Annotated in this window: 27 protein-coding genes; 22 read left to right on the top strand and 5 right to left on the bottom strand. The window is 60.0% G+C overall.

Annotated elements, in window-relative coordinates; translation table 11 throughout:
* Nucleotides 1-212: 212 nt before the first annotated feature.
* Nucleotides 213-1,445, top strand: coding sequence for a metallophosphoesterase (locus tag ONB52_04770; protein ID MDZ7415459.1), 1,233 nt, complete (start codon nucleotides 213-215; stop codon nucleotides 1,443-1,445).
* 60 nt (nucleotides 1,446-1,505) lie between these two features.
* Nucleotides 1,506-2,900, top strand: coding sequence for an MATE family efflux transporter (locus ONB52_04765; protein MDZ7415458.1), 1,395 nt, complete (start codon nucleotides 1,506-1,508; stop codon nucleotides 2,898-2,900).
* A gap of 78 nt (nucleotides 2,901-2,978) precedes the next feature.
* On the opposite strand, the gene mdh is transcribed toward ONB52_04765, so the two are convergent.
* From mdh to ONB52_04745, 4 genes are all read right to left on the bottom strand, one after another.
* Nucleotides 2,979-3,905 carry a malate dehydrogenase gene (gene mdh, locus ONB52_04760; protein ID MDZ7415457.1) on the bottom strand — a complete coding sequence of 309 codons (927 nt, stop codon included), beginning with the start codon at nucleotides 3,903-3,905 and terminating at the stop codon, nucleotides 2,979-2,981.
* 83 nt (nucleotides 3,906-3,988) lie between these two features.
* Nucleotides 3,989-4,243, bottom strand: a complete 255-nt coding sequence (gene rpmA / locus ONB52_04755) for a 50S ribosomal protein L27 (protein MDZ7415456.1) — start codon at nucleotides 4,241-4,243, stop codon at nucleotides 3,989-3,991.
* A 21-nt stretch (nucleotides 4,244-4,264) separates the two neighbouring features.
* Nucleotides 4,265-4,576 carry a 50S ribosomal protein L21 gene (gene rplU, locus ONB52_04750; GenBank protein MDZ7415455.1) on the bottom strand — a complete coding sequence of 104 codons (312 nt, stop codon included), beginning with the start codon at nucleotides 4,574-4,576 and terminating at the stop codon, nucleotides 4,265-4,267.
* Nucleotides 4,577-4,745: 169 nt separating this feature from the next.
* Complete coding sequence (locus ONB52_04745; GenBank protein ID MDZ7415454.1) at nucleotides 4,746-6,269, bottom strand: Rne/Rng family ribonuclease; 1,524 nt, start codon at nucleotides 6,267-6,269, stop codon at nucleotides 4,746-4,748.
* An 846-nt stretch (nucleotides 6,270-7,115) separates the two neighbouring features.
* On the opposite strand from ONB52_04745, the gene ONB52_04740 reads away from it, so the two are divergent.
* The 20 genes from ONB52_04740 (at nucleotide 7,116) to ONB52_04645 (ending at nucleotide 21,819) form a co-directional block, all read left to right on the top strand.
* Nucleotides 7,116-7,742, top strand: coding sequence for a superoxide dismutase (locus tag ONB52_04740; GenBank protein MDZ7415453.1), 627 nt, complete (start codon nucleotides 7,116-7,118; stop codon nucleotides 7,740-7,742).
* A gap of 386 nt (nucleotides 7,743-8,128) precedes the next feature.
* Nucleotides 8,129-8,995: an Mrp/NBP35 family ATP-binding protein gene (locus ONB52_04735; GenBank protein ID MDZ7415452.1), complete on the top strand. Its 867-nt coding sequence runs from the start codon at nucleotides 8,129-8,131 to the stop codon at nucleotides 8,993-8,995.
* Between the two features lie 204 nt (nucleotides 8,996-9,199).
* Nucleotides 9,200-10,222: an MBL fold metallo-hydrolase gene (locus ONB52_04730; protein MDZ7415451.1), complete on the top strand. Its 1,023-nt coding sequence runs from the start codon at nucleotides 9,200-9,202 to the stop codon at nucleotides 10,220-10,222.
* Complete coding sequence (locus tag ONB52_04725) at nucleotides 10,219-10,722, top strand: acyl-CoA thioesterase (protein ID MDZ7415450.1); 504 nt, start codon at nucleotides 10,219-10,221, stop codon at nucleotides 10,720-10,722. Before ONB52_04730 ends, ONB52_04725 begins: the two co-directional genes overlap by 4 nt.
* Nucleotides 10,723-11,544: 822 nt before the next feature.
* Complete coding sequence (locus tag ONB52_04720) at nucleotides 11,545-11,931, top strand: hypothetical protein (GenBank protein MDZ7415449.1); 387 nt, start codon at nucleotides 11,545-11,547, stop codon at nucleotides 11,929-11,931.
* A gap of 237 nt (nucleotides 11,932-12,168) precedes the next feature.
* Nucleotides 12,169-12,474 (top strand): Rieske (2Fe-2S) protein, encoded by a 306-nt coding sequence (locus tag ONB52_04715; GenBank protein ID MDZ7415448.1) that lies wholly within the window; start codon nucleotides 12,169-12,171, stop codon nucleotides 12,472-12,474.
* A 59-nt stretch (nucleotides 12,475-12,533) separates the two neighbouring features.
* Nucleotides 12,534-13,652, top strand: coding sequence for a tRNA epoxyqueuosine(34) reductase QueG (queG, locus tag ONB52_04710; GenBank protein MDZ7415447.1), 1,119 nt, complete (start codon nucleotides 12,534-12,536; stop codon nucleotides 13,650-13,652).
* 30 nt (nucleotides 13,653-13,682) lie between these two features.
* Nucleotides 13,683-14,357, top strand: a complete 675-nt coding sequence (locus tag ONB52_04705) for an LON peptidase substrate-binding domain-containing protein (GenBank protein MDZ7415446.1) — start codon at nucleotides 13,683-13,685, stop codon at nucleotides 14,355-14,357.
* A 46-nt stretch (nucleotides 14,358-14,403) separates the two neighbouring features.
* On the top strand, nucleotides 14,404-14,823 hold the full coding sequence (locus ONB52_04700) for a hypothetical protein (GenBank protein MDZ7415445.1): 420 nt from the start codon (nucleotides 14,404-14,406) through the stop codon (nucleotides 14,821-14,823).
* A complete protein-coding gene (locus ONB52_04695) occupies nucleotides 14,820-15,077 on the top strand; it encodes a MoaD/ThiS family protein (GenBank protein MDZ7415444.1) in 258 nt (85 codons plus the stop codon). Before ONB52_04700 ends, ONB52_04695 begins: the two co-directional genes overlap by 4 nt.
* 77 nt (nucleotides 15,078-15,154) lie before the next feature.
* On the top strand, nucleotides 15,155-15,625 hold the full coding sequence (locus ONB52_04690; GenBank protein MDZ7415443.1) for a molybdenum cofactor biosynthesis protein MoaE: 471 nt from the start codon (nucleotides 15,155-15,157) through the stop codon (nucleotides 15,623-15,625).
* Nucleotides 15,622-15,927 (top strand): MTH1187 family thiamine-binding protein, encoded by a 306-nt coding sequence (locus tag ONB52_04685; GenBank protein MDZ7415442.1) that lies wholly within the window; start codon nucleotides 15,622-15,624, stop codon nucleotides 15,925-15,927. The genes ONB52_04690 and ONB52_04685 overlap by 4 nt, the downstream gene beginning before the upstream one ends.
* A gap of 171 nt (nucleotides 15,928-16,098) precedes the next feature.
* Complete coding sequence (locus tag ONB52_04680) at nucleotides 16,099-16,623, top strand: DJ-1/PfpI family protein (GenBank protein MDZ7415441.1); 525 nt, start codon at nucleotides 16,099-16,101, stop codon at nucleotides 16,621-16,623.
* Nucleotides 16,624-16,776: 153 nt separating this feature from the next.
* Entirely contained in the window at nucleotides 16,777-17,763 is a 987-nt protein-coding gene (locus ONB52_04675; GenBank protein MDZ7415440.1) for a TIGR01212 family radical SAM protein, read from the top strand.
* Complete coding sequence (locus ONB52_04670) at nucleotides 17,756-17,905, top strand: hypothetical protein (GenBank protein MDZ7415439.1); 150 nt, start codon at nucleotides 17,756-17,758, stop codon at nucleotides 17,903-17,905. The genes ONB52_04675 and ONB52_04670 overlap by 8 nt, the downstream gene beginning before the upstream one ends.
* A gap of 156 nt (nucleotides 17,906-18,061) precedes the next feature.
* On the top strand, nucleotides 18,062-18,616 hold the full coding sequence (gene folE, locus ONB52_04665) for a GTP cyclohydrolase I FolE (GenBank protein MDZ7415438.1): 555 nt from the start codon (nucleotides 18,062-18,064) through the stop codon (nucleotides 18,614-18,616).
* A 77-nt stretch (nucleotides 18,617-18,693) separates the two neighbouring features.
* Nucleotides 18,694-19,377, top strand: a complete 684-nt coding sequence (locus tag ONB52_04660) for a metal-dependent hydrolase (GenBank protein MDZ7415437.1) — start codon at nucleotides 18,694-18,696, stop codon at nucleotides 19,375-19,377.
* A gap of 79 nt (nucleotides 19,378-19,456) precedes the next feature.
* Complete coding sequence (locus ONB52_04655; protein MDZ7415436.1) at nucleotides 19,457-19,939, top strand: 23S rRNA (pseudouridine(1915)-N(3))-methyltransferase RlmH; 483 nt, start codon at nucleotides 19,457-19,459, stop codon at nucleotides 19,937-19,939.
* Between the two features lie 13 nt (nucleotides 19,940-19,952).
* Nucleotides 19,953-21,188, top strand: a complete 1,236-nt coding sequence (locus tag ONB52_04650; protein ID MDZ7415435.1) for a 4-hydroxy-3-methylbut-2-enyl diphosphate reductase — start codon at nucleotides 19,953-19,955, stop codon at nucleotides 21,186-21,188.
* A complete protein-coding gene (locus ONB52_04645) occupies nucleotides 21,181-21,819 on the top strand; it encodes an IMPACT family protein (protein ID MDZ7415434.1) in 639 nt (212 codons plus the stop codon). The genes ONB52_04650 and ONB52_04645 overlap by 8 nt, the downstream gene beginning before the upstream one ends.
* A 314-nt stretch (nucleotides 21,820-22,133) precedes the next feature.
* On the opposite strand, the gene ONB52_04640 is transcribed toward ONB52_04645, so the two are convergent.
* Nucleotides 22,134-23,622, bottom strand: a 1,489-nt coding sequence (locus tag ONB52_04640; protein ID MDZ7415433.1) for a T9SS type A sorting domain-containing protein, incomplete at its 5' end; no start/stop codon positions are given.

Below are 23,622 nucleotides of genomic sequence, written 5' to 3'. Positions count from 1 at the left end.
CTGTTTTTCCGGCAGAGCGGAACACCCGCCCGGAGACTTGCACAGATTTCTGCGGCGCGGCATTTCCGTGCAAAAAACCAGGAAGTGCGTGCTTTCGGTTTTGTGATTTCGTATTTTGCCGCTCCCTGTTTCGCACCGGAAAGTTTGATTCCCAAACCCAAGGAGGTAAGGCCTCAGTGCTGCACGTCACTGAGGCCTTACACAAGGAGAGTATGCGCGACTATTTCCCCATGATGGTGAGTGCCGTCTTTTTGCTGCTGGCTTCGTTGGGTAATTACTGGGGCACACGCCTTGGTCCGCCGGCCTGGCGGCAACAGCGCGTGGTGCGCTCATTTCTCAAGTTTATGCCGGCGGGCGGTTTGTTGTGTGCACTGCTTTGGGCTGCGGGCACAGCCCTCGAGCAAACGGCTGTGATGGAGGTGGGAGCGGCAGGTACTGCTTTGGCATCGCTCTTTGCCGCGACTTTGCTGCTGGTGTGGCCGCCCGCGATCGCGAGTGATCGTCTGGCACGCTGGCGGAAAGCTCGAGGCGGCCAATCCGCCGCCCCCACAACAGCAGTGGATGCCGGACGGCGGCGCTTTCTGCTGTCGACGGCGGCGGCCGTGCCGGCACTGCTGATGGCAGCCGGCGCGGGTGGCTTGGCGCAAGCCTTCGGTGAAATTCGCCTGCCCGCGATCAGGCTCAAATTCAAACGACTGCCCGCGGGTTTGCATGGTTTGAAGATCATGCATTTCTCCGATTTTCATCTCGGCTACTATCTGCAACTCGACGAGGTCGAGCGTCTGCTCACGCGCGTTGCCGGCCTGACACCCGATTTGATTCTGGTCACCGGCGATCTCGCCGACCGCCTGCCACTGCTGCCTGATCTGTTGCGTCTGCTGGCGGCGCTGCAGCCGCCGCTTGGCGTGTGGGCTTCTCTGGGCAATCATGAGTACTACCGCGGCATCAAGACCGTGCGGCGGTGTTTTGCGGCTGGCCCGGTGCCGCTGCTCTGCAATGAAGGCGTTTGCCTGCAACACCACGGCGCGGAGTTGTATCTTGGTGGCGCGGATGATCCACAGCGCCTGCTGCGCCGCGATCTGCCGCATTTTCTCGAGACCACCGTGGCCGCCGCCATGGCAAACGCGCCGGCCGCGGCCTTTAAAATCCTGATGAGTCACCGGCCTGCGGGTTTTCTGCCAGCCGCGGCACGCGGCGTGGATTTGACCTTGGCGGGGCACACGCATGGCGCACAAATCGGCATGAATGGCCGCAGCTTGTTCGAGGGCTGGGCGCCGGAGAGCTTTCTGTGGGGACACTACCGCCGCGCAGAATCCCAGCTTTACACCTCCAGCGGCGCCGGTCACTGGTTTCCGGTGCGGTTGGGTTGCCCGCCGGAGGCGCCGCTGATCGTTCTGTTGCCGGAAAACGAAGAGGCACGGCCGACGCCCTCACGAAAAGGATGACACAATGCTTTGCCATTCTCACCTCCCGGCACCGCCGCCGGCGTCCCAACAAGGATGAACATGACAGGAAAATCGTCTCCCGGGAAATTCGATCGCGAGCTGATCGATGGCCCGATGCTGCGCGCGTTTTGGAAATTGGCGTGGCCGACGGTACTGCAGAATTTCATCGGCGGTCTGCAGGGCATCATCGATCATGTCATGGTGGGCAGACTGGTGGGTTACAGTGGCAACGCCGCCATTGGCGTGAGCTGGCAGATTTTTCTGGTGGTGGTGGTGTTCATCAGCTCCGTCTTCAGCGGCATGGGCGTGTTGGTGGCGCGCTTTGCCGGTGCCGGTGAGGCCGCCAAAGTGAACCGGGTGGTTTATCAGGCTTTTTTGACAGCCTTCGCCCTGTCGTGTCTGGTGCTGGCGCCGCTCGGTTATCTTTGCACGCCGCCGCTGCTGGAGCTGGTGCATGCCCAGCCGGCGGTCACGGCGGAAGCCCTGCCCTATTTGCGCCTGATGTTCGTGTGCAGCATCGGCATGCTGACGTTCTTCATGCTCGGCGGCGCTTTGCGTTCTGCCGGCGACGCGAAAACACCGCTGCGCCTGGGCATGCTGATGACCATGCTCAATTTGATTTTCAACTTCCTGTTCATTCCCGTGCTCGGCACGGCGGGTGCGGCACTGGGCACCGTGCTCGCCGCAGGTGTTGCTTCCGCGCTGGGGATTTATCTGCTTTTCTCGCAGCGCCTGGTGGTGCAATTTTCCCGCGCGATGAACTGGCGGCCCGACTGGAGCATCATCACTTCATTGTTTCGCTTCGGCCTGCCCACCGGCTTCCAGGGCGTGGCGATGAATCTCGCCGGCGTGATGATGCTGCGTTTCATCGGCTCGCTGTCGCAAAGTGCCGCCGCTCACGCCGCCTATGCCATCGGCTACACGGAGCTGTTTTCATTAATCACCTGGACTTCGGTGGGTTTGATGAGCGCAACCGCGGCCCTGACCGGACAGAACCTCGGCGCCGGCAGGATCGACCGCGCCCGGCTGGCGGCCCACACCGCGGCGCGCCTGGGACTGACGCTGGCGGCGACGGTGGGCGCATTGTTCCTCTTTGTTCCCGTACACTTGCTCGCCCTGTTCGGCATGCGCGAGCCGGCGGTGGTGCAGATCGGCGTGCAATTGCTCCATCACCTGAGCATCTCCGGCTTGTTCATCACCGTGGCGCTGGTCTACACCGGCGGATTGCAGGGCACGGGCGACACGCGCAGCCCGCTTTACATTACCCTGATCGCACAAATTATCGTGCCCCTCGGCTATTGTGGTTACTTCCAGTTCGCGCGCGATTTGCAGGCGGGTGACGTGTGGCGGGCGATCGTCCTGGGGCATCTCACGCGCGCGGTGCTGACGTATCTGCGCTTTCGACAGGGGAAATGGGCGGCGATCAAAGTCGATATCAAGCCGGCGAAAGTGTGACAGCGGGGAAAAGAGCGGCAGGTGTGCAAAGCCAAAGGGCGACGCGCGCGTCGCCCTTTGGCTTTCATGCCGTACGGCTCACAGCTTGAGCTTCGCGATGCTTTCCTTGACGTGGCCGGCGGAGGCGTGCAGCATCTTCAGCTCGGCCTCGGTGAGCTTGAGTTCGTAGATTTTTTCGACGCCGTTTTTGCCGAGTTTAACCGGGACGCCGCAATACACGTTGTGCAGACCGTACTCACCGTTCAGCCAGGCGGCGCAGGGCAGCACGCGTTTAGCATCGCGCAACACCGATTCCGCCATTTCTGCGACCGCGGCGGAGGGTGCGTAATAGGCGCTGCCTTCTTTCAGGAGCTTCACGATCTCGGCGCCGCCGTTGCGCGTGCGCTCGACAATCGCGTCGATGCGGTCCTGGCTCATCAGCTCGGTGAGCGGGATGCCGCCGACCGTGGTCAGCCGGGGCAGCGGCACCATGTCATCACCGTGGCCGCCGAGCACCAGCGCGCTGATGTCCCGCACCGACACCCCGAGTTCCATCGCGATGAAAGTGCGGTAGCGCGCCGTGTCCAGCACGCCTGCCATGCCAAAGACACGATGGGGTTCAAAGCCGCTGACTTTCATCGCCACGTAGGTCATGACGTCGAGGGGATTGGTGACCACGATGATCTTGCACTGCGGCGACTGATGGACGATGCTTTCGGTCACCGCCTTGACGATGCCGGCATTCTTTACCTGCAAATCATCACGGCTCATGCCGGGTTTGCGCGCCAGGCCGGCGGTGATGACCACCAGGTCGGAATCCCGGGTGAGCGAATAATCATTGGTGGAGCCGATGATCTTGCAATCGAAGCCCTCGACCGGTGCGGATTCCCACAAATCCAGGCCCTTGCCCGCCGGAATGCCTTCGAGAATGTCGATCAACACGATTTCATTGGCCAGGCGCTTTTCGGCCAGCCGCAGGGTGGTCGTCGCGCCCACATGTCCTGCTCCCACAACAGTGATCTTCATAAGCGTGCTCCTCTCACATTGCCATTCAGCCCGTGCAAAATGAAAAAGGCCAAGCGAAGTTGGTTTCGTTGGCCTGTTGGATTTTATTCAGCGATCACACTGACTTTTTTTCTGGTTTTTCCAAGCCGGCTGAATTTGACCCTGCCGGTGACCAGCGCGAAGAGGGTGTCATCGCTGCCGAGGCCGACATTCTCGCCGGGATGAATACGCGTGCCGCGCTGGCGCACCAGAATGTTGCCGGCCAGAACCCTCTCGCCGTCATAGCGCTTCACGCCCAGATATTGCGGGTTGCTGTCGCGCCCGTTGCGCGAGCTGCCCACGCCCTTTTTATGAGCCATAGCAATTCACTCCTTGGCATTCTAAACAATGATATTGTCGATACGAACCACGGTCTTGTGCTGGCGGTGGCCATTGAGCTTGCGGTAGCCTTTGCGTCGTTTCTTTTTGAAGACCAGCACTTTGGGGTCGCGATCCTGATCGACGATGGTGCCTTCCACCTTGGCACCCGCCACCAGCGGCTGCCCCACCAGCATCTGGCCCTCGTTGTTCACCAGCAACACCCGATCAAACGAAACGCTGGTGCCGTATTCGCCGGCCAGCTTCTGCGTGCGAATCTTGGCGTTTTTCTCCACTCGGAATTGCTCGCCTGCAATTTCCACCAGGGCATACATGCCGTGACTCCACAGGTTATTTTTTGTCGATTTTTTTCAGTTCCGCAGAAAATAAAAAGCGGTGCGCAAAGTAACGAACGCACCGCTTTTTGTCAAGCTCTAATTTCCCTCGGTTGGCCCGGACTTGCCGGTTTTGGTGACGTTTTTGGACGGGAGCCGTTCCCCCGGACTAAATCATGATTTCCCGCCCGTCTCGTTTGGAGAGGAACTTGAACTCCTCGGGACGCAGCGTGTCATCCGGCAGGACCTGGATTTTCATCCAATACTTCCACATCAGCCGGCGGATCCGGCTGCGCAAACCGGCGGTCAGGAAACGCTGCATTTCGGAATGGACCACCAGCACGAGACTGCGCTCGCTGCCGATAAATTTGTAGCGCATCAGCCAGCGCTCGATGCGCGTGAGCACCGTGGCTTTGGAGATCACGCGGCCGGTGCCTTCGCAGGTAGGGCAGGGGTCCGAGTAGGAGAAGAGCAGGCTGGGGCGCACCCTTTCGCGCGTCATCTCGATCATGCCGAATTCACTGATTTGGCTGATGTTGGACTGGGCGCGGTCTTTGCGGAGCTCACGGCGGAATTCGTCATGCAGGCGGCGTTTGAGGCGGGGATCGATCATGTCAATGAAGTCGATGACGATGATCCCGCCAATATCCCGCAGGCGAAGCTGCCGGGCGATTTCACGCGCGGCTTCGAGATTGATCTTCAGCGCGTTTTCATCGTGTCCGCCCCGCCCCATGAACTTGCCGCTGTTGACATCGATGGCGGTGAGCGCTTCGGCATGGTCGAACAGGATGTAGCCGCCGCTGCGCGTCCAGATTTTGCGCGACAGACTCTTTTCGATCTCCTGCTCGATGCCGTAGGTGTCGAACAACGGCTTCTTGCCGCGGTACAGCTCGACCTTCTCCACGAATTGGGGGGCTACTTCCTGAAGATAACTGACCGTTTGTTGATGCAGACGGCGGGAATCGACCACCACGCGGGTGATGTCGGGCGTGAACAGATCTCGAATCACGCTGGAGGCCATGGCGAGATCTTTATAAACCAGGCAGGGAGGTTTCTCTTTCTTCAGGCGGGCTTCGGTCTTGCGCCAGGTCCGCATGAGATTTTCAAGGTCAGCACGCAGGCTGGCCTCGTCCTTGTCCTCTGCCACGGTACGGATGATCAGACCAAAACCCTTGGGCTTGATCGCCTGGGCGATCTTTTTCAGCCGCCGCTTCTCCTTCAGATTCATCACCTTCTTGGAGACGCCCACCATGTCGCTGTTGGGGACGATCACCATGTATCGCCCCGCGATCGACAACTCGGTGGTGATGCGACAGCCCTTGGTGCTGATCGGCTCTTTGATGATCTGCACCAGGATTTCCTGCCCCTCTTTGGGAATTGGGCGATGGTTTGGGGTGGCACGTTCCGGAGGGCGGGTGTCTCCTCCGGTCTCCTCCAGATCGAGAAAAGCATGATAATCGCTCAGAGTTTCCCCGATGTCGCTGAAATGCAGGAAGGCGTCTTGTTCGAGGCCGATGTCCACAAAGGCGGCTCTCATCCCCTTGACGACATTGACCACCCTGCCCAGATAGATGTCGCCCACCATGCGCTCATTTTCCGGCCGTTCGGTCAGTAGCTCCACCAATTTTCCGTCTTCAAGGATTGCAATCCTTGTTTCGCCAACCGAGGAGTTGATGAAAATCTCTTTTCTCATATCACTCCTAGAAGTTTGGTGGGAGTTTTGCCCGCGGCGGCGCGTCCGCACGAGCGTGTTGCTTGGCGCTAACGTCATATTCTCCCGTTGATAGTAAGAGGTTCATCTTTGACGGATCGTTACCTGGCACATGAGAAAGTGGCACCAGGTAAACGCTGCATGCAGCTCGATCCCGCCTGCATACGGGTGCAGGGAAAATCTCCTCTGTGGCGGTGCAGGGAGTGAGCTGATACAGGGTTGGCCGTATTGGCTTCTACCGATTGTCAAAGAACAGTTGAAAAAGTCTCTGTCCGAAAACGTCCCGCCCCTCGGCTGAGCCGGGGGTTCTCAAAACCGGAGGTCTTGCAGACTCCGGCAATTTTGACGCAACAGCCGGACCGTTGCAGGAACAATCGCTGCAAAGCCGGCAAGTTCGGACGAGCACTAAAAAGAAGGGATAGTCACCTATCCCTTTCACCACTTCGATCTATCGTAAACGATTTATCGTCTCACCATTGCACACGACCTTTCGGCCTGTTGATTTCTGCCGGCTTCTGCCCGGTGGTCGGGCGTTGTGACCGGCTGCTTCGGGCGGCCTTTATTTTCATAGAATCCAATCTTTATGCGCGCGAATAATACAGAAATTAATGGGAGAATGCAAGGTCTTTTTCTGCACCGGACTCCTCCCGACTCCGCTTCGCGCGTGCGCGGCCAGCCCCGGGTGGCGCGTCCACCCTGCCAAACTCAACGTTGACATTGTGAACCGGAATTGCGATATTGCGCCCGGTTCAAAAGCTTCTCACAACCGCCACTACAATAAACCGGGCGGGAACTGACCTGCATTTTTATTTACTTTAGGAGGATGTCATGGCTTACGAATACAACCTGAGCCCTCGCCCTTACAGCGATGAAGAGGCGAAGACCCTGTTGAAAGACGTGATCAGCCCGGAGACCACGGATTGGCACTACAATACCCACCACAAAGGCTATGTGACAGTGCTCAACAAAATCGAACAGGCACTGGAAAAAGCCAATCCCGCCGATGCCAATGGCAACTACAGCGAGATCGGGGAGTTGAAGCGGCGCTACACCTGGAATCACTCCGGCGCCCTGCTGCATGACGTGTATTGGGCCGTGATGGGTGGTGATGGCGACCCTGCCAAAGGCCCGGAGGTGCTAAAAGCCATCGAAAAACAATTCGGCTCCTTTGACAAGTGGAAGGCGGATTTCAAGGCCACGGCCGTCTCCGCCAAACTCAGTGGTTGGGGTCTGTTGGTGTATGATGCTCTCTGGTCCAAGCAGCTTCTCAATGTGCTGGTGGACGAGCATCAATATGGCGCCATCTGGGGTGGCATTCCGCTAATTGCCTGCGACGTGTTCGAACATGCCTATTATCATAAAGACGGTCCGGCCCGGGCAAAGTACATCGATAATTTCATCGCCCGGCTGCACTGGGGTCGCATCAACGATCGCTACAAAATGTATGTGAAGTAGCAGCCCCGTCATTCCCCGTCTTGGGGCAGCGGGAGCCGAACACGAATGGCCTTGAGAGGTGTAACTCAAGGCCATTTCTTTTCAATGGCCAAATCGACAGCACCGCGGTATTTGCACCAAGCCTCATGCCTCGCGTGGCCGTCAAAAAAATTTGACAAGCCAAAATTTTTTGTTATATTGGCCGCGCCATCTGGCGCAGGCGCGGATAGCGCACACTCCCTACAACAAGGCGGCTGCGCTCCCGTGAGAGTATCCAGGGGGCAGGGGATTCGTTGCACGAGGTGGACCGCCGGATAGGAACATGACCAAGACATTTCCCCGCTACGCATGGCATGTCCAAGTCACGGCTGTGCGGATTAACAGTTAGAAACTGCAGGCAGACGATCATGAACCATCCCCTTCATCCCACGCCGCCACAACAACCACCGCGACCTGTGCCCGGCGCGAAAAATATCATCGCTGTCGCCAGCGGCAAAGGCGGCGTGGGCAAAACCACCGTATCGGTCAATCTTGCAGTGGCCCTGGCGCAACGCGGGCTGCAGGTGGGATTGTTGGATGCCGACATCTATGGCCCCAATGTGCCGATGATGACTGACACATTGAAAGCCAAACTCCATGCCACGCCGCAGGGTCGTATTCAACCGATCGAGAAGTATGGCATTAAAATTGTCTCTATCGGTTATGTCAGCGAAGGGGACACGGCCGTGATCTGGCGCGGTCCGCTCGTGGGCCGTATGATCACCCAGTTTCTCACCGAGGTGGAGTGGGGCGAGCTGGACTATTTGGTGGTGGATTTGCCGCCTGGCACCGGCGATGCCCAACTAACGCTCTCGCAGGCTGTGGCCTTGACCGGCGCGGTGATCGTGACCACGCCGCAGGATGTGGCCTTGAGCGATGCCAAAAAAGGCATCAACATGTTCCGCAAGGTGGAAGTGCCGGTGCTGGGAATCATCGAAAACATGAGTTATTTCATTTGCCCCCATTGCGGTCAGCGCACCGAGGTGTTTGCGCATGGCGGTGGCCGGGAGGCAGCGGAGAAATTTGCCGTGCCGTTCCTGGGCGAGGTGCCGCTCAACCTGGCGATCCGGCTGGGAGGCGATGTTGGCCGGCCGATCGTCAGCCAAAATGACGAAGCCGGCATTCAGGCGGTGTTTCAGAAGATTGTGGAGAATTTGATCGCGCAGGTCGCCGCCCAGAATTCGCGCGCGGGAGCCGGCAACGAATTGTTGGGAAAAGTGTTCAAGCTTTCCTGAGAGTCAGACGAAAGCAGCCGGGCGCGCGGGATGTCGCACGGCCGGATGACAGTTGCTGCAGCCAGACCGGGCAAAGTCTCGCCTGCGGTTTACGCAACCACGGGCAGGTGACGTAGTACCACATAGCCAGCGGGAAATGTCCAGAGCGGAGGGAGTTTTGTCATTGCAGCAGTAGTACGGGATACGCAGCGCGAGAGGAGTTCTATGGCCAGCAACGATAGCCCCGCCGCAGGTCATGCGCAAAGTCAAAATCGTTCGGAGAGGCAGGCACAAGCGGAGAAAGCCCGGCCTTCTCCTGCCGAGCTTTTGATTCGATTTTGGGGCGTGCGGGGCAGCTATCCGGTGCCCGGCCCGCACACTGTCCGGTACGGCGGCAATACCGCCTGTGTCGAAGTTCGCAACGCCTATCATCGCATCATTCTCGATGCCGGCACCGGCCTGATTGCACTCGGCGACCTCATCATGTCCGAACATCAGGCGGCCGGTGCGGACGAACCGCGGGAACCCCACCCCATCACGATTCTGCTGAGTCACACCCATCACGATCATATTCAGGCCCTGCCGTTCTTCCTGCCGGCCTATTCGAGCCGGACGCGGCTTTATGTTTATGGCCCGCAATTGCTGGGTGTCGATCTGCGCGACAGCATCTCCCTCACCATGACGGCACGCTATTGCCCGGTGCGGCTGGAGGAATTGAACGCCCACAAGATCATCGAAAACCTGGCGGATTCCGACCGGCTGCTCTACCGCAACTCCGACAGGGCTCCCCAAATTTACAGCGCACGGGAGGAATTGCCGCCGTCGCAGCCCGGCGATCTGCTGGTGAGCATCATGCGCAGCTATGCCCATCCCAAGGACGGCGTTTTCGTCTTCAAGATCGCCAACAACGGCCGGCGAGTGGTTTATGCCTCCGACATCGAGGGCTACACCGGCGGCGATGCGCGTCTCATCGAGTTTGCCCGCGATGCCGATGTGTTGATTCATGATGCCCAATACACCCACGACGAGTATGCCGACCCGCATTTCCCCACCCAGGGCTTCGGCCACAGCACGGTCGAAATGGCCTGCGAAGTGGCGCGCAAGGCCCGGGTGGGCAGGCTGATCCTGTTTCATCACGATCCGCGCCATGCGGATGAAGACATGGATCGCATTCAGGAATATGCCCGTACTCTCTTCAAATCGGCTTATGCCGCCCACGAAGGCATGGAGATACACCTCAGCCCATGAACCCACACACACGCGCGCCAGAGAACGCGAATGACTTTGTTGCTGCCACCACCGCCGAAATGTCGGAGATCGTGCTGCCGAACGATGCCAACCTGCTCGGCAACATCCTGGGCGGCAAAGTTATGCACCTGATTGACATTGCTGCGGCCGTTGCCGCCTCGCGCCACTGCCATCGTGCCGTGGTCACCGCCAGTGTGGACTACCTAGAATTTCACCACCCCGTCAAAGTCGGAGAACTCATCATCATCCGCGCCGCCCTCAATCGTGCTTTTCACACCTCCATGGAAATCGGTGTCAAAGTTTGGTCGGAAAACTTGCTGACCGGCGAACGCAAGCATACCAGCTCCGCCTATCTCACCTTCGTCGCCCTCAACGAACAGGGCCGGCCGGTCGCCGTGCCGGAGTACGTTCCCGTCACTGCAGCGGAAAAGCGGCGCTGGCATGCCGCGGAAGTTCGGCGAGCGACACGCTTGCAAATGAAAAACAAATTCGCTAAATAGTGCCCGTCCCAAATCACGGCGTGGGAAAACGTATTCCTGCAACGGCTGGGCCGGTGTCTCAGCATCCTCGGCGTCGTGACAATCGGCCGTGAGAAACCCCGGCGCAGCCGGGCGTGAAACGTTTTCGAACCGGCACGGAACAGCGTCAGCCAGCGCAATGTGACCGCGAATCGGTTCACACGGAAAAGTTCTATGCCGACCAGACAAATGACTTGCAGGAAGCTCGAGCGCGCTTGCAAGAATTGCCCCCGCTGATTGCTCCAGGAGTCGAAGGGATTCACAGTGAGGGCATGACGCTTGTCACTTTGTTTGGTGCCTGGCGCGGCTCATGCAGCATGTTTGCATCCAGGGACAGGCTGGACCCGCCCGGCTTGCCGGATGACCTCTGGACGGGCAACACATGAAGATGCCGCGGAACACGCACACGTTTATCTGGTGGAACAGCGAACCTGCCAAACTCTCGCCGCAGGCCCTGTCACTCTGTCAAGATCGCCGGAATGTTTTGTTGCTCAGCGTAATCAGCATTGGGGAGTGGGCGTGTTTTCAATCCAGCAGCACACATCAGCCGCAGCTTTGGGGAGACGCCTTTTGAGGAGCGAACACCATGCGTGTAAAACCTGAATTTTGCATGCGAGCTTGCTGTTGTCCGGAAGAAGTGGCGTGTTTACCAAACTCCCGCAGGAGTGAACTGTTTGTAGATAGAGGAATCTTGTATGTCTTTAAACTCCGTCAGGCGTGACCTGTAGAATTTCTCCTGATCTGACGCGGCTTCTTGAGGAGGGCCACGCCGGTCACTCCCAACAAAGTTTTGGGAAATGCGAGATGCTGCTTCATCAAAAACAGCTCACTCCTGCCGAAGTTGAGCGCACGGGGGCCGGCAAAATTTTTTATGCCTCAGCCGCTGGGTGGTTGGCCATCGCGTTGAAAGCGACGCATCTCGCGCAGGAAATCAATCTGGGTGCAAAATTAGTACAGCGTCAGGTTGGCACCTCCACCCCCCAATGTCATTCTGCAAGAATCTTCTTGAGTGCTTGGGATAATGTCAGAATAAGCATCTATCCCGGTACTCAGGAGGATTACCACGAAAATGCCGTAGCGCAGGCTTCCAGCCTGCCTGCAGACATTTTCATCGTAATGGGTGTGCCAATGCACATGGCAAATTCCTCCGGAATGACAGTTTTGGGTTGCGGAGCGGATTTTGGAACTTAAGGTTGGAGTAAAAATTCAGGTGCAAAAAAATATTTTCATGACAAACAGTAATGGTTCAACTCCCTGTTTGATCTGCTGCGCGTGGCCGCGGCATTCCTGCCGAGCAGGATGAAGTGATGGTCAAACTGTGGCTGAACAGTTACCCCGGCGGCCATTCCGCCCGGCCTGTTCAGCAGAATTTCTACTCGTGACCTCCTTCGGCGTGATGACATGCGATTTGGACAAAAGGAGAATGCCATGAGTGATTTCGTTACAGTCTGTAAAGCAGAGGATCTCCCGGTCGGCGCCGTGCGCAAAGTGGAAGTGCAGGGCCGGACGATCGTGCTCTATAATGTCGGCGGCCAACTTTACGCTACCGAGCAGGAATGCCTCCACCGCCAGGGCCCGCTCGAAGAGGGCGAGCTGCAGGGTACCGTCATCACCTGTCCATGGCATGGCTGGCAGTACGACGTCACCACCGGCGAGTATCTCGGCAACCGCGCCCGCAAACTCAAAACCTACGCGGTGCGCAGCCGCAACGGGGAAGTGCAAGTCGCGCTGTGAGCGGAAATACAGGCGGCTGCAGGTGCGTTGAGACGAATTGCACGAGAGGCGTTGCCCGCATGTCCAATGCGATGACCGCCGGTCTGAAGGAAGAACTGCAGGCACTGGCCGCCGCCCAGGGTTGTGAGTTGTTCGGTGTCGCACCGGCTGCGTTCTTTGAAGAGCTGCATCATTATCCCGGCTGGCTGGCGGCCGGCTATGCCGGCGAGATGGCTTATTTGCACCGGCAACTGCCCGGTCGCATGGACGTGCGTCGTCTGCTGCCCGAGGCCAGGTCCGTAATTGTCATCGGTGTGGTTTATCATACGCCGCAGCCGCTCTCCATTGCCAGACGCGAACCGGGCCGTGGCTGGATTTCACGCTACGCCTGGGGTGATGACTATCATGAGATTCTGCGCCGCAAACTGGTCGCGCTGCATGAGTTTCTCTCGGCGCGCCTGGGCGAGGCTTATCAAGGCCGCTTTTACACCGACACCGGGCCGCTGCTCGACCGGGTGTTTGCCAAATATGCCGGCCTGGGCTGGTTCGGCAAGAATACCAATCTCATCAACCAGCGCCTGGGCAGTTGGTTCTTCATCGGCGAGCTGATCACCAATCTGGCGCTGCCGGTGGATGCGCCGCCCCCCGACCGCTGCGGCAGTTGCACGCGCTGCCTGGAGGCCTGTCCGACACAGGCATTCGTTGCGCCCTATGTGCTGGACGCCAGCCGCTGCATCTCTTACTTGACCATCGAACTGCGTGGTGCCATACCGGAGGAATTACGGGCACCGCTCGGCATGCATCTCTTCGGCTGTGATATATGCCAGGACGTGTGCCCCTGGAACCGCAAGGCCGCGACCACGGCAGACCCTGCGTTTTCCCCGCGGCCGGGGTTGCTGGCGCCCTCCCTGCAACAAATGGCGGAAATGAGCGAGGAGGACTTTCGCCGGCGCTTCACGCATTCGCCGGTGAAACGCGCCAAATGGCGCGGTCTGATGCGCAACGTGCTGCTCGCCATCGGCAACAGCGGGCTGCCGGGTTTGCGGCGGGTGGCGGAACGCTTCTGCGATCATCCTGATGCGGTGCTGGCCGAGGCCGCGCACTGGGCCTGTACGCGCCTGGCGCGGATTGTCGTCGCCGGCCCGCTGAGAGGAGGGTGCAAGTCCGTCACGGCATCCACCCCTGTTCCCGAACCATAACTGAACCTTGCCGCGTTTGGGAGGCCGATCATGGCGACAATTGTTTTGCCCATTTTCCCGCTGCCCAATGTCGTCTTCTTTCCCAAGATCCTGTTGCCGCTGCATATCTTCGAGCCGCGGTACAAACAAATGGTAAACGACGCCCTGGAGCATGAGCGCCAGATCGGCATGATTCTTCTCAAGGATGGTGGCGGTCGTGACAGCGCCGGCCTGCCGGCGGTTTATCGCATTGGTTGCATGGGCCGCATCGAAGCCTACGAGCGTCTGCCCGAGGGCCGCTTCAACATCCTGTTGCACGGCTTGCGCCGTTTCGAGCTGGTCCGATTCGTGAAAGACAAGCCCTATCGCATTGCGGTGGTCAATCTGCTGGATGACACGCCCTCAGCGCGCGAGACCCATGAGCAGTTGCGCGCACGCGATCATTTGCTCGAACGTTTCTTCACCTATTTCAATCAAGTGCTGGGCATCGACCTGGATGACAATCGCTGGGACCGCAGCGCCTCGCTCGAAATGGTGGTTAATCAAGTCGCCGCGATCCTCGATATCCCCGTAAGCGACAAGCAGCAACTGCTGGAAATGCCGGCCGTGGAAAAGCGGCTGGACGTGGTGCAGGGCATCGTCGACGGCCGCCTGAATTATGCCGCGAAACTGCGCCAGGTGGTGGCCAGCATGCGCGTCGTGCCGGAGGATCCCGAACTCAACTGAAACCCGCCGCCCTGCGGCTGTTCGAACCATGCCCCCGAAATCACCCATGACCGTCGAATTCCTCTGCCCGCACTGCCGGGCGGAAAACCAAGCCGGGAGCGACACCCCGCTGATCCAGTGCCGCCGCTGCGGTCAAACCGTGACGCTCACCTTCTCCGATCACAGCCGGCAATCCGGCCAGATCGAGCAGTGCGCGGTGTGCGGCAATCAGGGCTTTTATTTGCAGAAAGACTTCAACCCCCGCCTCGGCCTGCTCATCTTTGCGATCGGCGTGCTGTTCAGCTATCACACCAAATTTCTCAGCCTGTTGCTCGCCACCGCGCTCGATTTCGCACTTTATTACCTCCTGCCGACGGTGACCATTTGCTACCAGTGCCGCGCGATCTACCGGGACTTTCAGGTAAATCCCGCCCACCGCGGTTTTGATCATCTCACCGCCCTGAAGTATTCCAAGACCGCAACATGAAAATTCGGATTCTCCTGTATGCCGGTTTGCGCGAGGCCGTGGGCAGCCGCGAAATCGAAATGGAACTGCCCGGCCCGCTGACGCCGCTGGAAATTGCCGAACGACTCGCCGCACAATATCCCCGGTTGGGCCCGCATCTCAAAACCCTCGCGTTTGCAGTGGACGGCGAATTTGTGCCGGCCCGGGTGGTGCTCACTCAGGCGCGCGAACTGGCGCTGCTGCCGCCGGTGAGTGGCGGCGAACAAAGCACTTGAGATTCTGCCCGACTCTTTTAACTTCCCCTTGTCATTCAAACCCGAAACAAGCCTGACAGTTTTTTCAGCCGGAACGCATGATTGCCCTGACCGACAAACCCATTGATCTGGCGGAGCTGCTGGCACAGGTGGATGACCACGGCAGCGGTGGTGTCGTCGTCTTTCTCGGGCGGGTGCGTGATCATTCCCGGGGACAACAGGTCACCGGCCTGGAGTATGAGGCCTATGACAGCATGGCCCTGAGGCAGATGCAGAAAATCGCAGAAGAGGCCCGGCGGCGCTGGCCGGTGCGCAAGCTGGCCATCGCGCACCGCCTGGGCCGGCTCGCGCTCGGCGAGGTGAGCGTGGCCATTGCGGTGGCGTGCACGCATCGCGCCGATGCCTTTGCCGCCTGCCGTTTTGTGATCGACACGATCAAACATGCCGTGCCCATTTGGAAAAAGGAATTTCGCCCGGACGGCAGCTACTGGGTCGAGGGCTGTCAGGCACACAGCGTGCCCCAGGCTGCGCGCGATTCTCAAACGCAACGAGAGGATACTGTGACATGATGGTTGAGCTCAGCATCGTGCCGGTGAGCCGGGAAGCCCACCTCGGTGCGGCAGTCGCGGCCGCGGTCAAGATCATCCATGAAAGCGGTCTGGAATATCGTCTGACACCGATGGGTACGGTGATCGTCGGTGAATGGGAGCCGGTCATGGCCGTGGTGCGCCGCTGTCACGACGCCGTGCGGCAGCAGCATGATCGCGTCCTGACCCGCATCAAAATCGACGATTTCAAGGGACAGGAACGGCTGCCGGAGGAGAAAGTGCAGGCGGTGGAAAAAATCCTGGGATTTGCCGTGCGCAAGTGAGCCGGCATTGGGTTCGTCGCGCCGGCCGCGGGTGTCAGGTGCAACGCCGGCGCGGGCGGTGTCCGGGCGGAGGGCTTTTGCTGAATCTCCGGCACGGCCATGAATCCGCCGGGCACAGCCGGGCAATTGGTGATTCAGAGCAAACAGCGATTGTGGAGGAGGAAGCAGATCATGAGCAAGAACGGCCGGGCCATCTTGTTTGTCTTGCCGTCCCATGCTTTTCGCCAGGAAGAATACGAAACGGCGCGCGCCGCTTTGGAACAGCGCGGTCTGAAAGTGGTGGTGGCCTCCACCGTGCCCGATGGTGTGACTGGCAGCCGCGGAGAAACCGTCGCCACGGACCTGCTGATCGACCAGGTCAATCCCGAGGACTATGCCGGTGTGGTGTTGATCGGCGGCCACGGCGCCAGCCAGTACTGGTATGATTACAAAGTCCACGAGATTTTGCGCGCCCACGCGCGCGCGGGCAAACCCATCGCTGCGATTGACCGCGCCACCGTGGCGCTGGGCGCGGCCGGTCTGTTGAAAGGCAAAAAAGTCACCGGTCACATCTCCGTATTCGAAAAACTCGCGAACTTCGGTGCGGATTACACCGGCAGCAAGGTCGAACGCGACGGCAATCTCCTGACCGCCGAAGGCGCCTCTGCGGTTTCGCTGTTTGCCGGGGAACTGGCGAAGACTTTTTCCGGGAATTAGCCGTGGTGCGAAGCGGCAGCCTTGCAACAAGCGTGTTTGCGCTACGGCCCGGTCATGGCAGTGCAAAGCGCCGCGCCTCCCGAATGCTCCCGTCCTGGCAAACCACGGAGCGGCCGGGGTGGCAACCTTGCCGGGCAGATAAAACGTGACAATATGAGTGCACGCAAAACGACACCGCCACTTTACAACGCCTACGGCCGCTACCTGCAGGAGAAGTTCGGCGAACGGGTGCACAAGGTCAGTGTGCATGCCGGCTTCACCTGCCCCAACCGTGACGGCACGGTGGGGCGCGGCGGCTGCACCTATTGCAACATTGTCAGCTTCACCCCGGAAAGCGCGCGGCCCAAATATTCCGTGCGCGATCAGATCGAAACCGGCATACGGTTTCTCGAACAACGCTTCGCAGCACGGCGCTTCCTCGTCTACTTTCAGCCCTACAGCAACACCTACGCACCGGTGGAACATTTGGAGACCCTGTTTCGCGATGCGTTGCAGCATCCGCAGGTCGTGGGGCTGGCAATCGGCACACGGCCCGACTGCGTGGACGAGGCCAGACTGGCCATGCTGGCGCGGCTGGCGCGCGAAACCCACATCACTCTCGAATTCGGCCTGGAGTCGATTTATGACGACACCCTGCGCCGGATCAACCGCGGCCATGATTTTGCCTGCACGCGTGCGGCGATCGCACAGGCGCGGGCTTTCGGCCTGCCGGTGACACTGCACGTCATCCTCGGTTTTCCCAATGAAACCGAGGCACAGTGGCTGGCAATGGCGGAGGTGATCAACACCCTCGATGTGCAAATCATCAAGCTCCACAACCTGCACGTGGTCAAACACACGGAACTGGCGCGGCAATACCAGCAGCAGCCGTTTCATGTCTTTTCCTACGAGGAGTGGGTGTCGCTGGTCATCCGCTTTCTCGAACGCCTGTCGCCGGCGATCGTCATCGAACGGCTGCACGGCGAGACGCCACGCGCGTTGCTGATCGCGCCGCGCTGGCATCTCTCGCGCGCGGAAATCATCCACGGCATCACCGCCGAGATGCGGCGCCGTGGCACCTATCAGGGACGATTATTTCAACCTGCAAGCCCAACCACTGTCGCGCCGGACACGGCAGCCGGGGGACCCTCGCATGGCTGATGACAGACAAAAAACCATACGCCGGCATTTCATCCTGCTGGCCCTCGCGGTCGTTGCCGTGCTCACCCTGCTCGCGCTGTTGTTCCCGGCGGCGGGTGGCGCGCCCGCCTGCCAGGCCGTGCGGATCATGCCCCAACCCTGAGCACCAATTGTTATGTTCGATCCCAAACGACAACAGCAACAGAGTGAGGTCAAACCGGAGGCTTCGGCGGACGGCGTGCCCGCGGCATTGACCTTTGTTGACGATGCCTTTAATCATGAAACCGGGCCGCGCGCGGAACGCGCCGGCCACAGCCGCATCATGGCGCTGATTCATGAGCTGCTCGAACAACTGGGCGAGGATCCCCGCCGCCAGGGGCTGCTGCGCACCCCCCGGCGGGTCGCCGATGCCTATGCCTTTCTCACCGCCGGCTATCACAGCGACGTGCAGGCGATTCTCAACAATGCCCTGTTCGACGAGCAGTACAGCGAGATGGTGATCGTCAAGGATATCGATTTTTACAGCCTGTGCGAACATCATCTGCTGCCGTTCTACGGCCGCTGCCATGTGGCCTACATTCCCGACGGGCGGGTGGTGGGGCTGAGCAAAATCCCCCGCATCGTCGAAGTGTTTGCCCGCCGGCTGCAGGTGCAGGAACGCATGACCAACGAGATCGCCAGGACGCTTATGGAAGTCCTGCGCCCCGCCGGTGTCGCGGTGGTGACCGAAGCGCGGCATCTCTGCATGATGATGCGCGGCATTCAAAAACAAAACACGGTGGTGACCAACAGCGCGCTGCTCGGCATCTTTCACGATGACCGTGCCTGCCGCGAAGAATTCATGCAGCTCATCGGCCACCGCCAGATGAGCTGAGAGCCCCGGCACGCGGCCTGGTGCCTGCCGGGCAGTCCGGCGCGGTTGCGGTTGCCCAAAACATGAGGAGAGGCGTCATGAAACTCACATTTCTTGGGCATTCCTGTTTTCTGCTGGAAACCGGAACACATCGTCTGTTGCTCGATCCTTTTCTCACCGGCAACCCGGTGGCGCCGGTGAAAGCGGAGGAAATCGTCTGCGATTTCATTTTGATTTCCCACGGTCACGGGGATCATGTCGGTGATGCCGTCGCGATTGCACGCCGCACCGGCGCCCGCATCATCGCGAATCATGAGATTGCGACGTTTTGCGGCAAACAGGGCGTCGAGGCTCACGGCATGAGCATCGGCGGCAGCCGGGCTTTTCCCTTTGGCCGTGTCAAGCTGACCATCGCACATCACGGCTCGGGGTATGAAACCGCCGACGGCATTCTGTACATGGGCAGTCCCGCGGGCTTCCTGATTACCGCCGCCGACAAGGTGGTCTATCACTCCGGCGACACGGGATTGTTTCTCGACATGCAGCTCATCGGCCAGCGCCATGCCATCGATGTCGCCCTGCTGCCCATCGGGGACAACTACACCATGGGCATCGCGGATGCCGTTCAGGCCGTCGAGTTTCTGCAACCCCGCATCGTGATTCCGATGCACTACAACACTTTTCCGGTCATCGCCGCCGACCCGCGTGAGTTTGCCGAACGGCTTGCCGGCGGCAAAACGCGCGTGGTGATTCTCAACCCCGGCGAGCATTTCGAATTCTAAACCCTACCCGCCGCCTGCGCGCGTCCCACGCCGGCGGCCTGGCGGCGCGTTGACAGTGGCAGGCGGCCGCGGAGCAAGCATGGCGCGTTTCCCTCTGGAGCTTCGCATCGTCGCGGTGGGCAAGCTGCGCCAGTCACACTGGCTCGCTGCGGCACGCGATTATCAGCAGCGGCTGCAGCACTATTTCACCCTCGAGGTGGTGGATATCAGGGATCGCGTGGGCAGGGGACTTTCGGAGGCGGAGGCGGTCGCGGCGGAGGGGGCGGACATCCAACAAGCCTTGCGCCGCCAGGCACACCTGGTGGTGCTGGAGGCCCAGGGCCGGCGGCGGGACACGCAGGCGTTCACGCGCTGGCTGCAACACCTGCTGGAGCACGGGCCGCGCGCCATCGATTTCGTGCTGGGCGGTCCGCTGGGTCTGAGCGCAACCGTGCGCAACTGTGCGCAGGAACGGCTGTCGCTCTCGCCCATGACCCTGCCGCATGAGCTGGCCCGCATCGTGCTGCTGGAGCAGCTTTATCGCGCCGGCACGATTCTGCGCGGCGAAAAATATCACAAATAGAGAGGACCCTTCTTTGAGTCAGATCACTTCGACGCCGCCGCACAGCGGAACTTATTTTCAAAAAGGGCTTGGCCTGAAGGCCTTCGCACAGGAACAACTGGCGCGTGATTATCACAGCCGGGTGGTGGACTATCTGCGCCGCCACCAGTATGTGCTGCGCGCCGGCAATCTGCAGTTTCATCTCGCCAGGGAATTCGGTTTTTGCTACGGCGTCGAACGCGCTGTCGAGTATGCCTATCAGGCGCGGGAAAAATTTCCCGACCGCCGCATTTTTCTCACCGGCGAAATCATTCACAATCCACACGTCAACCGGCGCATGCTCGAGATGGAAATCAATTTCCTGAGCGGGCAGTACAGCCGGAGCAACGACTACCGCATGCTGCGGCCGGAGGACGTCGTCATTCTGCCCGCGTTCGGCGTCACCCGCGAGCAATTCCGCCAGCTCTCCGCCATCGGCTGCATCCTGGTGGACACCACCTGCGGTTCGGTGTTGAATGTTTGGAAACGGGTGGAGCAATACGCCCGCGACGGTTTCACCGCGGTGATTCACGGCAAATATGCGCACGAGGAAACGCGCGCCACCAGCAGCCAGGCCCTGAAATATCCCAACGGCCGCTATCTCGTGGTGCGCGACATGGCGGAAACCGAGGAGGTGTGCGCCTTCCTCGCCGGCCGTCTCTCCCGCGCGGAATTTTTGACGCGCTTCCGCCCGGCGGTTTCACCGGGCTTCGATCCCGATCACGATCTTGTCAAAATTGGCGTCGCCAATCAAACCACCATGCTCTCCAGCGAATCCCTGGCGATTGCCGAACGTCTCAAAAGCGCGATGATCGAAAAGTACGGCGCCGCCGAAATCGACCGGCATTTCCGCAACTTCGATACGATTTGCAGCGCCACCCAGGACCGCCAGGATGCCGTGCTGGAGCTGGTGCAAAACCACGGCCTCGATCTCATGCTCGTCATCGGCGGCTACAACAGCAGCAACACCAATCATCTCGTCGAGATTGCGGGGCAGCACACCCATGCCTATCACATCGACGATGCCGCCTGCCTGGTGGATGCCCGCACGCTGCGCCACAAGCCTGCGGGCCAGCCCGACGAAATCACCACCAGCAACTGGCTGCCGACCGGCGAGCTGAAGATCGGCATCACCGCCGGGGCCTCCACACCGAACAACAAAATCGGTGAAACCATCGTGCGCCTGGCGCAACTGCGCGGTTTCAACCTCGAGGATTGGATGCTTGACTGAGGCGGCGAAACCTTTCCACACCATTGCCGCCGCCTGCGAAGCCGAAGTGCGGGTGAGGGACTCGCGTTTCATTGCCTGGCTGGCGCCCGCACAATCACGCGCGCAGGCCGAGGCCCTGATCGCGGCGCGCGCCCGGCAATTTGCCGATGCCCGCCACAACTGTTACGCCTTTCGCCTCGGCTTGGGTGAGCAGTTGCTCGCCCACAGCAGCGATGCGCAGGAGCCTTCCGGCAGCGCCGGCAGGCCGATGTTGCAGACCCTCGCCGCCCATCAACTCACCAACCTCGTGGCCGTGGTCTCCAGATATTTTGGCGGCACCAAACTCGGCATCGGCGGCTTGATGCGGGCCTACAGCAGCGCGGTGCAAGCCGCAATTGCGCGCGCCACCCTGGTGCCGCTGCATCCCCGCACTCATCTGCGCCTGACCTACTCCTACCACCATTCCGCCGCGGTGGAAAAAGCCCTGCATCAATATCAAGCCAAAACGCTGGCCAGCGACTTCGGCACGGCGATCAGCCGTCTGGTCGTGATTCGCCGGGATCTGGAGCCGGCATTTCGCAGCAGCCTGACCGACTGGAGCGGCGGCCGCGTGCAGATTCAAGCCGTAGAGGAGCCGCCAGGCACTGCCTGAAAGTGCCGCCGGTTGCGTTGTCGCGTGTGCCAGTCCCCGCGCTGGCGACCGGATGAGAGAGCCGGGCAAAAGTGAGATGAAAAACAAAGGGCGAAAGACGCAACCTCCGTCTTTCGCCCTGCCTTTTTCCTCCGCCCGTGTCCGCGCCGCAAAACCTGTTTGCGATGGGCGATCAACATGGCGCAGACCTCCTGGCTGCAGGCACGGATGCCTGCGCTCCAGCACCGGTTTCCTCTGCACGGCGAGAAACGATGAGCGAGGAGTGAGGGACGAAAGACGCCCCCTTCACTCATCACCCCTCGCCCTTCACAAAATTACTTCATCAACACAAGTTTCCTCTGCGCGGTAAATTCTCCCGCTTTGAGCACCAGGAGATACACCCCGCTCGCTACGCGCTGGCCGCGTTCGTCGGTCGCATCCCACACGATTTGATGCCTGCCACTGGCATACTTGCCGCTTGCCACTTGCTTCACAAGCTGCCCGTTGGTGTTGAAGATCGCCAGACTCACCTCGCCCGCCCGCGGCAGCGCGAACCGGATCGTCGTCGTGGGATTGAACGGGTTGGGATAGTTCTGCTGCAACTCGTAGCTGGTGACCGGCTGCGGGTTGTCGGTGACTTCATCTTCCAGGGCAGACTTCGGCAAATTACCCGGTCCCGGCAAACTGCCCGGCGACGCATGATGCAGGAACAGACAATCACGCTCCACCACGATCTCATTGGCACACAACGCGCCGCGCAACTGGCTGTTCTTGGCCAGCGTCATCTTCGCGTTCGGCGCGTTGAAACTGCCGAGCAAATACGCCTCGCGGCCCAGGGTCACATTCGTGCTTTGCAGCGTGTTGAACGTGACCAGTTCGCTGTCGCCCTCGCCATTGGGCAGCAGCCGGATTTCGATTTCGGGGCCAAGCGCGAGGTTGCTGACGACATTCAGCGTGATTGGATCACCGCTGCTCAGATCGATTGTGATGACCGCCGAGGTCACTGCGCTGTTGCTGTATCTGAGCGACGTGAAAAAGTACTCGCCGCTGCTGAGCTGGAGCGTGCTGAAGCTGTTCAGGATGACATGGTTGTATGAACCGGGCGCCAAAACCAGCGTCCCATTTTGTGGTACGGTCTGGGTTGGCCCGCCGGCAGAATAGCTCAGGCTCGGCAGCGGCTCCGGCGCCACCGGCGCAATACCGGACGTGCCCGTGATCGTGCCGGCGTTGCTGATCGCCGTCGCGGAAGTCACATCACCATTGATGGTGTTGTCCTTCTGAATGGTGATTTTCCCCACCGCGGTAAGATTGGAATTGTACGTGCTCGGCGTGCCCTTCTCGACTGTCAGCCAGCCATTTGCATGCATGTCGCCCGCCGGTGTCGCCTGCTTCGTGCGTTTGAGCGTGAGCGTATTGGCGAGAAAAACGAAGGGCTTCACTGGCGGTGGTGCCACATCGTTGTCGGTAATGTTCACCGTCACGCTGGCGATGCTCAGACCATTGTAATTGCCATCGCTGCTGCTGGCACTGTGCGCAATCGTGCCGGTGTGGCTGCCCTCGGCAACCGCATCATCCACCGCGCTCACCGTCACCGTCTGCGGCGTCAGCGCATTCGCCGGCGTGAAAGTGAGCGCCGCCATCGGCTGCAACTGGCTGCCGGTGGCAAAAGAAATCGTGACATTGTCCGTCGGCACGGTGTTGAGCACCACCGTGTAGCTGTCCGTCGCGCCGCCCTCGGTCACATCCGTGCTCCCGCCCGATTCGGTGATGGTGACGCCCGCCGCATCGTTGTCGGTAATGTTCACCGTCACGCTGGCGATGCTC

It is taken from the genome of candidate division KSB1 bacterium (assembly GCA_034506255.1).
GTDB classification, from domain to species: Bacteria; Zhuqueibacterota; Zhuqueibacteria; order Zhuqueibacterales; family Zhuqueibacteraceae; genus Coneutiohabitans; species Coneutiohabitans thermophilus.
This window is presented reverse-complemented; position numbering and strand designations above follow the sequence as displayed.

Bases quoted from the DNA above. Each gene is read 5' to 3' on its own strand.
- ONB52_04770 (MDZ7415459.1), top strand. From the start codon at position 213: ATGCGCGACTATTTCCCCATGATGGTGAGTGCCGTCTTTTTGCTGCTG.
- ONB52_04765 (MDZ7415458.1), top strand. From the start codon at position 1,506: ATGACAGGAAAATCGTCTCCCGGGAAATTCGATCGCGAGCTGATCGAT.
- mdh (MDZ7415457.1), bottom strand. From the start codon at position 3,905: ATGAAGATCACTGTTGTGGGAGCAGGACATGTGGGCGCGACGACCACC.
- rpmA (MDZ7415456.1), bottom strand. From the start codon at position 4,243: ATGGCTCATAAAAAGGGCGTGGGCAGCTCGCGCAACGGGCGCGACAGC.
- rplU (MDZ7415455.1), bottom strand. From the start codon at position 4,576: ATGTATGCCCTGGTGGAAATTGCAGGCGAGCAATTCCGAGTGGAGAAA.
- ONB52_04745 (MDZ7415454.1), bottom strand. From the start codon at position 6,269: ATGAGAAAAGAGATTTTCATCAACTCCTCGGTTGGCGAAACAAGGATT.
- ONB52_04740 (MDZ7415453.1), top strand. From the start codon at position 7,116: ATGGCTTACGAATACAACCTGAGCCCTCGCCCTTACAGCGATGAAGAG.
- ONB52_04735 (MDZ7415452.1), top strand. From the start codon at position 8,129: ATGAACCATCCCCTTCATCCCACGCCGCCACAACAACCACCGCGACCT.
- ONB52_04730 (MDZ7415451.1), top strand. From the start codon at position 9,200: ATGGCCAGCAACGATAGCCCCGCCGCAGGTCATGCGCAAAGTCAAAAT.
- ONB52_04725 (MDZ7415450.1), top strand. From the start codon at position 10,219: ATGAACCCACACACACGCGCGCCAGAGAACGCGAATGACTTTGTTGCT.
- ONB52_04720 (MDZ7415449.1), top strand. From the start codon at position 11,545: ATGCTGCTTCATCAAAAACAGCTCACTCCTGCCGAAGTTGAGCGCACG.
- ONB52_04715 (MDZ7415448.1), top strand. From the start codon at position 12,169: ATGAGTGATTTCGTTACAGTCTGTAAAGCAGAGGATCTCCCGGTCGGC.
- queG (MDZ7415447.1), top strand. From the start codon at position 12,534: ATGTCCAATGCGATGACCGCCGGTCTGAAGGAAGAACTGCAGGCACTG.
- ONB52_04705 (MDZ7415446.1), top strand. From the start codon at position 13,683: ATGGCGACAATTGTTTTGCCCATTTTCCCGCTGCCCAATGTCGTCTTC.
- ONB52_04700 (MDZ7415445.1), top strand. From the start codon at position 14,404: ATGACCGTCGAATTCCTCTGCCCGCACTGCCGGGCGGAAAACCAAGCC.
- ONB52_04695 (MDZ7415444.1), top strand. From the start codon at position 14,820: ATGAAAATTCGGATTCTCCTGTATGCCGGTTTGCGCGAGGCCGTGGGC.
- ONB52_04690 (MDZ7415443.1), top strand. From the start codon at position 15,155: ATGATTGCCCTGACCGACAAACCCATTGATCTGGCGGAGCTGCTGGCA.
- ONB52_04685 (MDZ7415442.1), top strand. From the start codon at position 15,622: ATGATGGTTGAGCTCAGCATCGTGCCGGTGAGCCGGGAAGCCCACCTC.
- ONB52_04680 (MDZ7415441.1), top strand. From the start codon at position 16,099: ATGAGCAAGAACGGCCGGGCCATCTTGTTTGTCTTGCCGTCCCATGCT.
- ONB52_04675 (MDZ7415440.1), top strand. From the start codon at position 16,777: ATGAGTGCACGCAAAACGACACCGCCACTTTACAACGCCTACGGCCGC.
- ONB52_04670 (MDZ7415439.1), top strand. From the start codon at position 17,756: ATGGCTGATGACAGACAAAAAACCATACGCCGGCATTTCATCCTGCTG.
- ONB52_04660 (MDZ7415437.1), top strand. From the start codon at position 18,694: ATGAAACTCACATTTCTTGGGCATTCCTGTTTTCTGCTGGAAACCGGA.
- ONB52_04655 (MDZ7415436.1), top strand. From the start codon at position 19,457: ATGGCGCGTTTCCCTCTGGAGCTTCGCATCGTCGCGGTGGGCAAGCTG.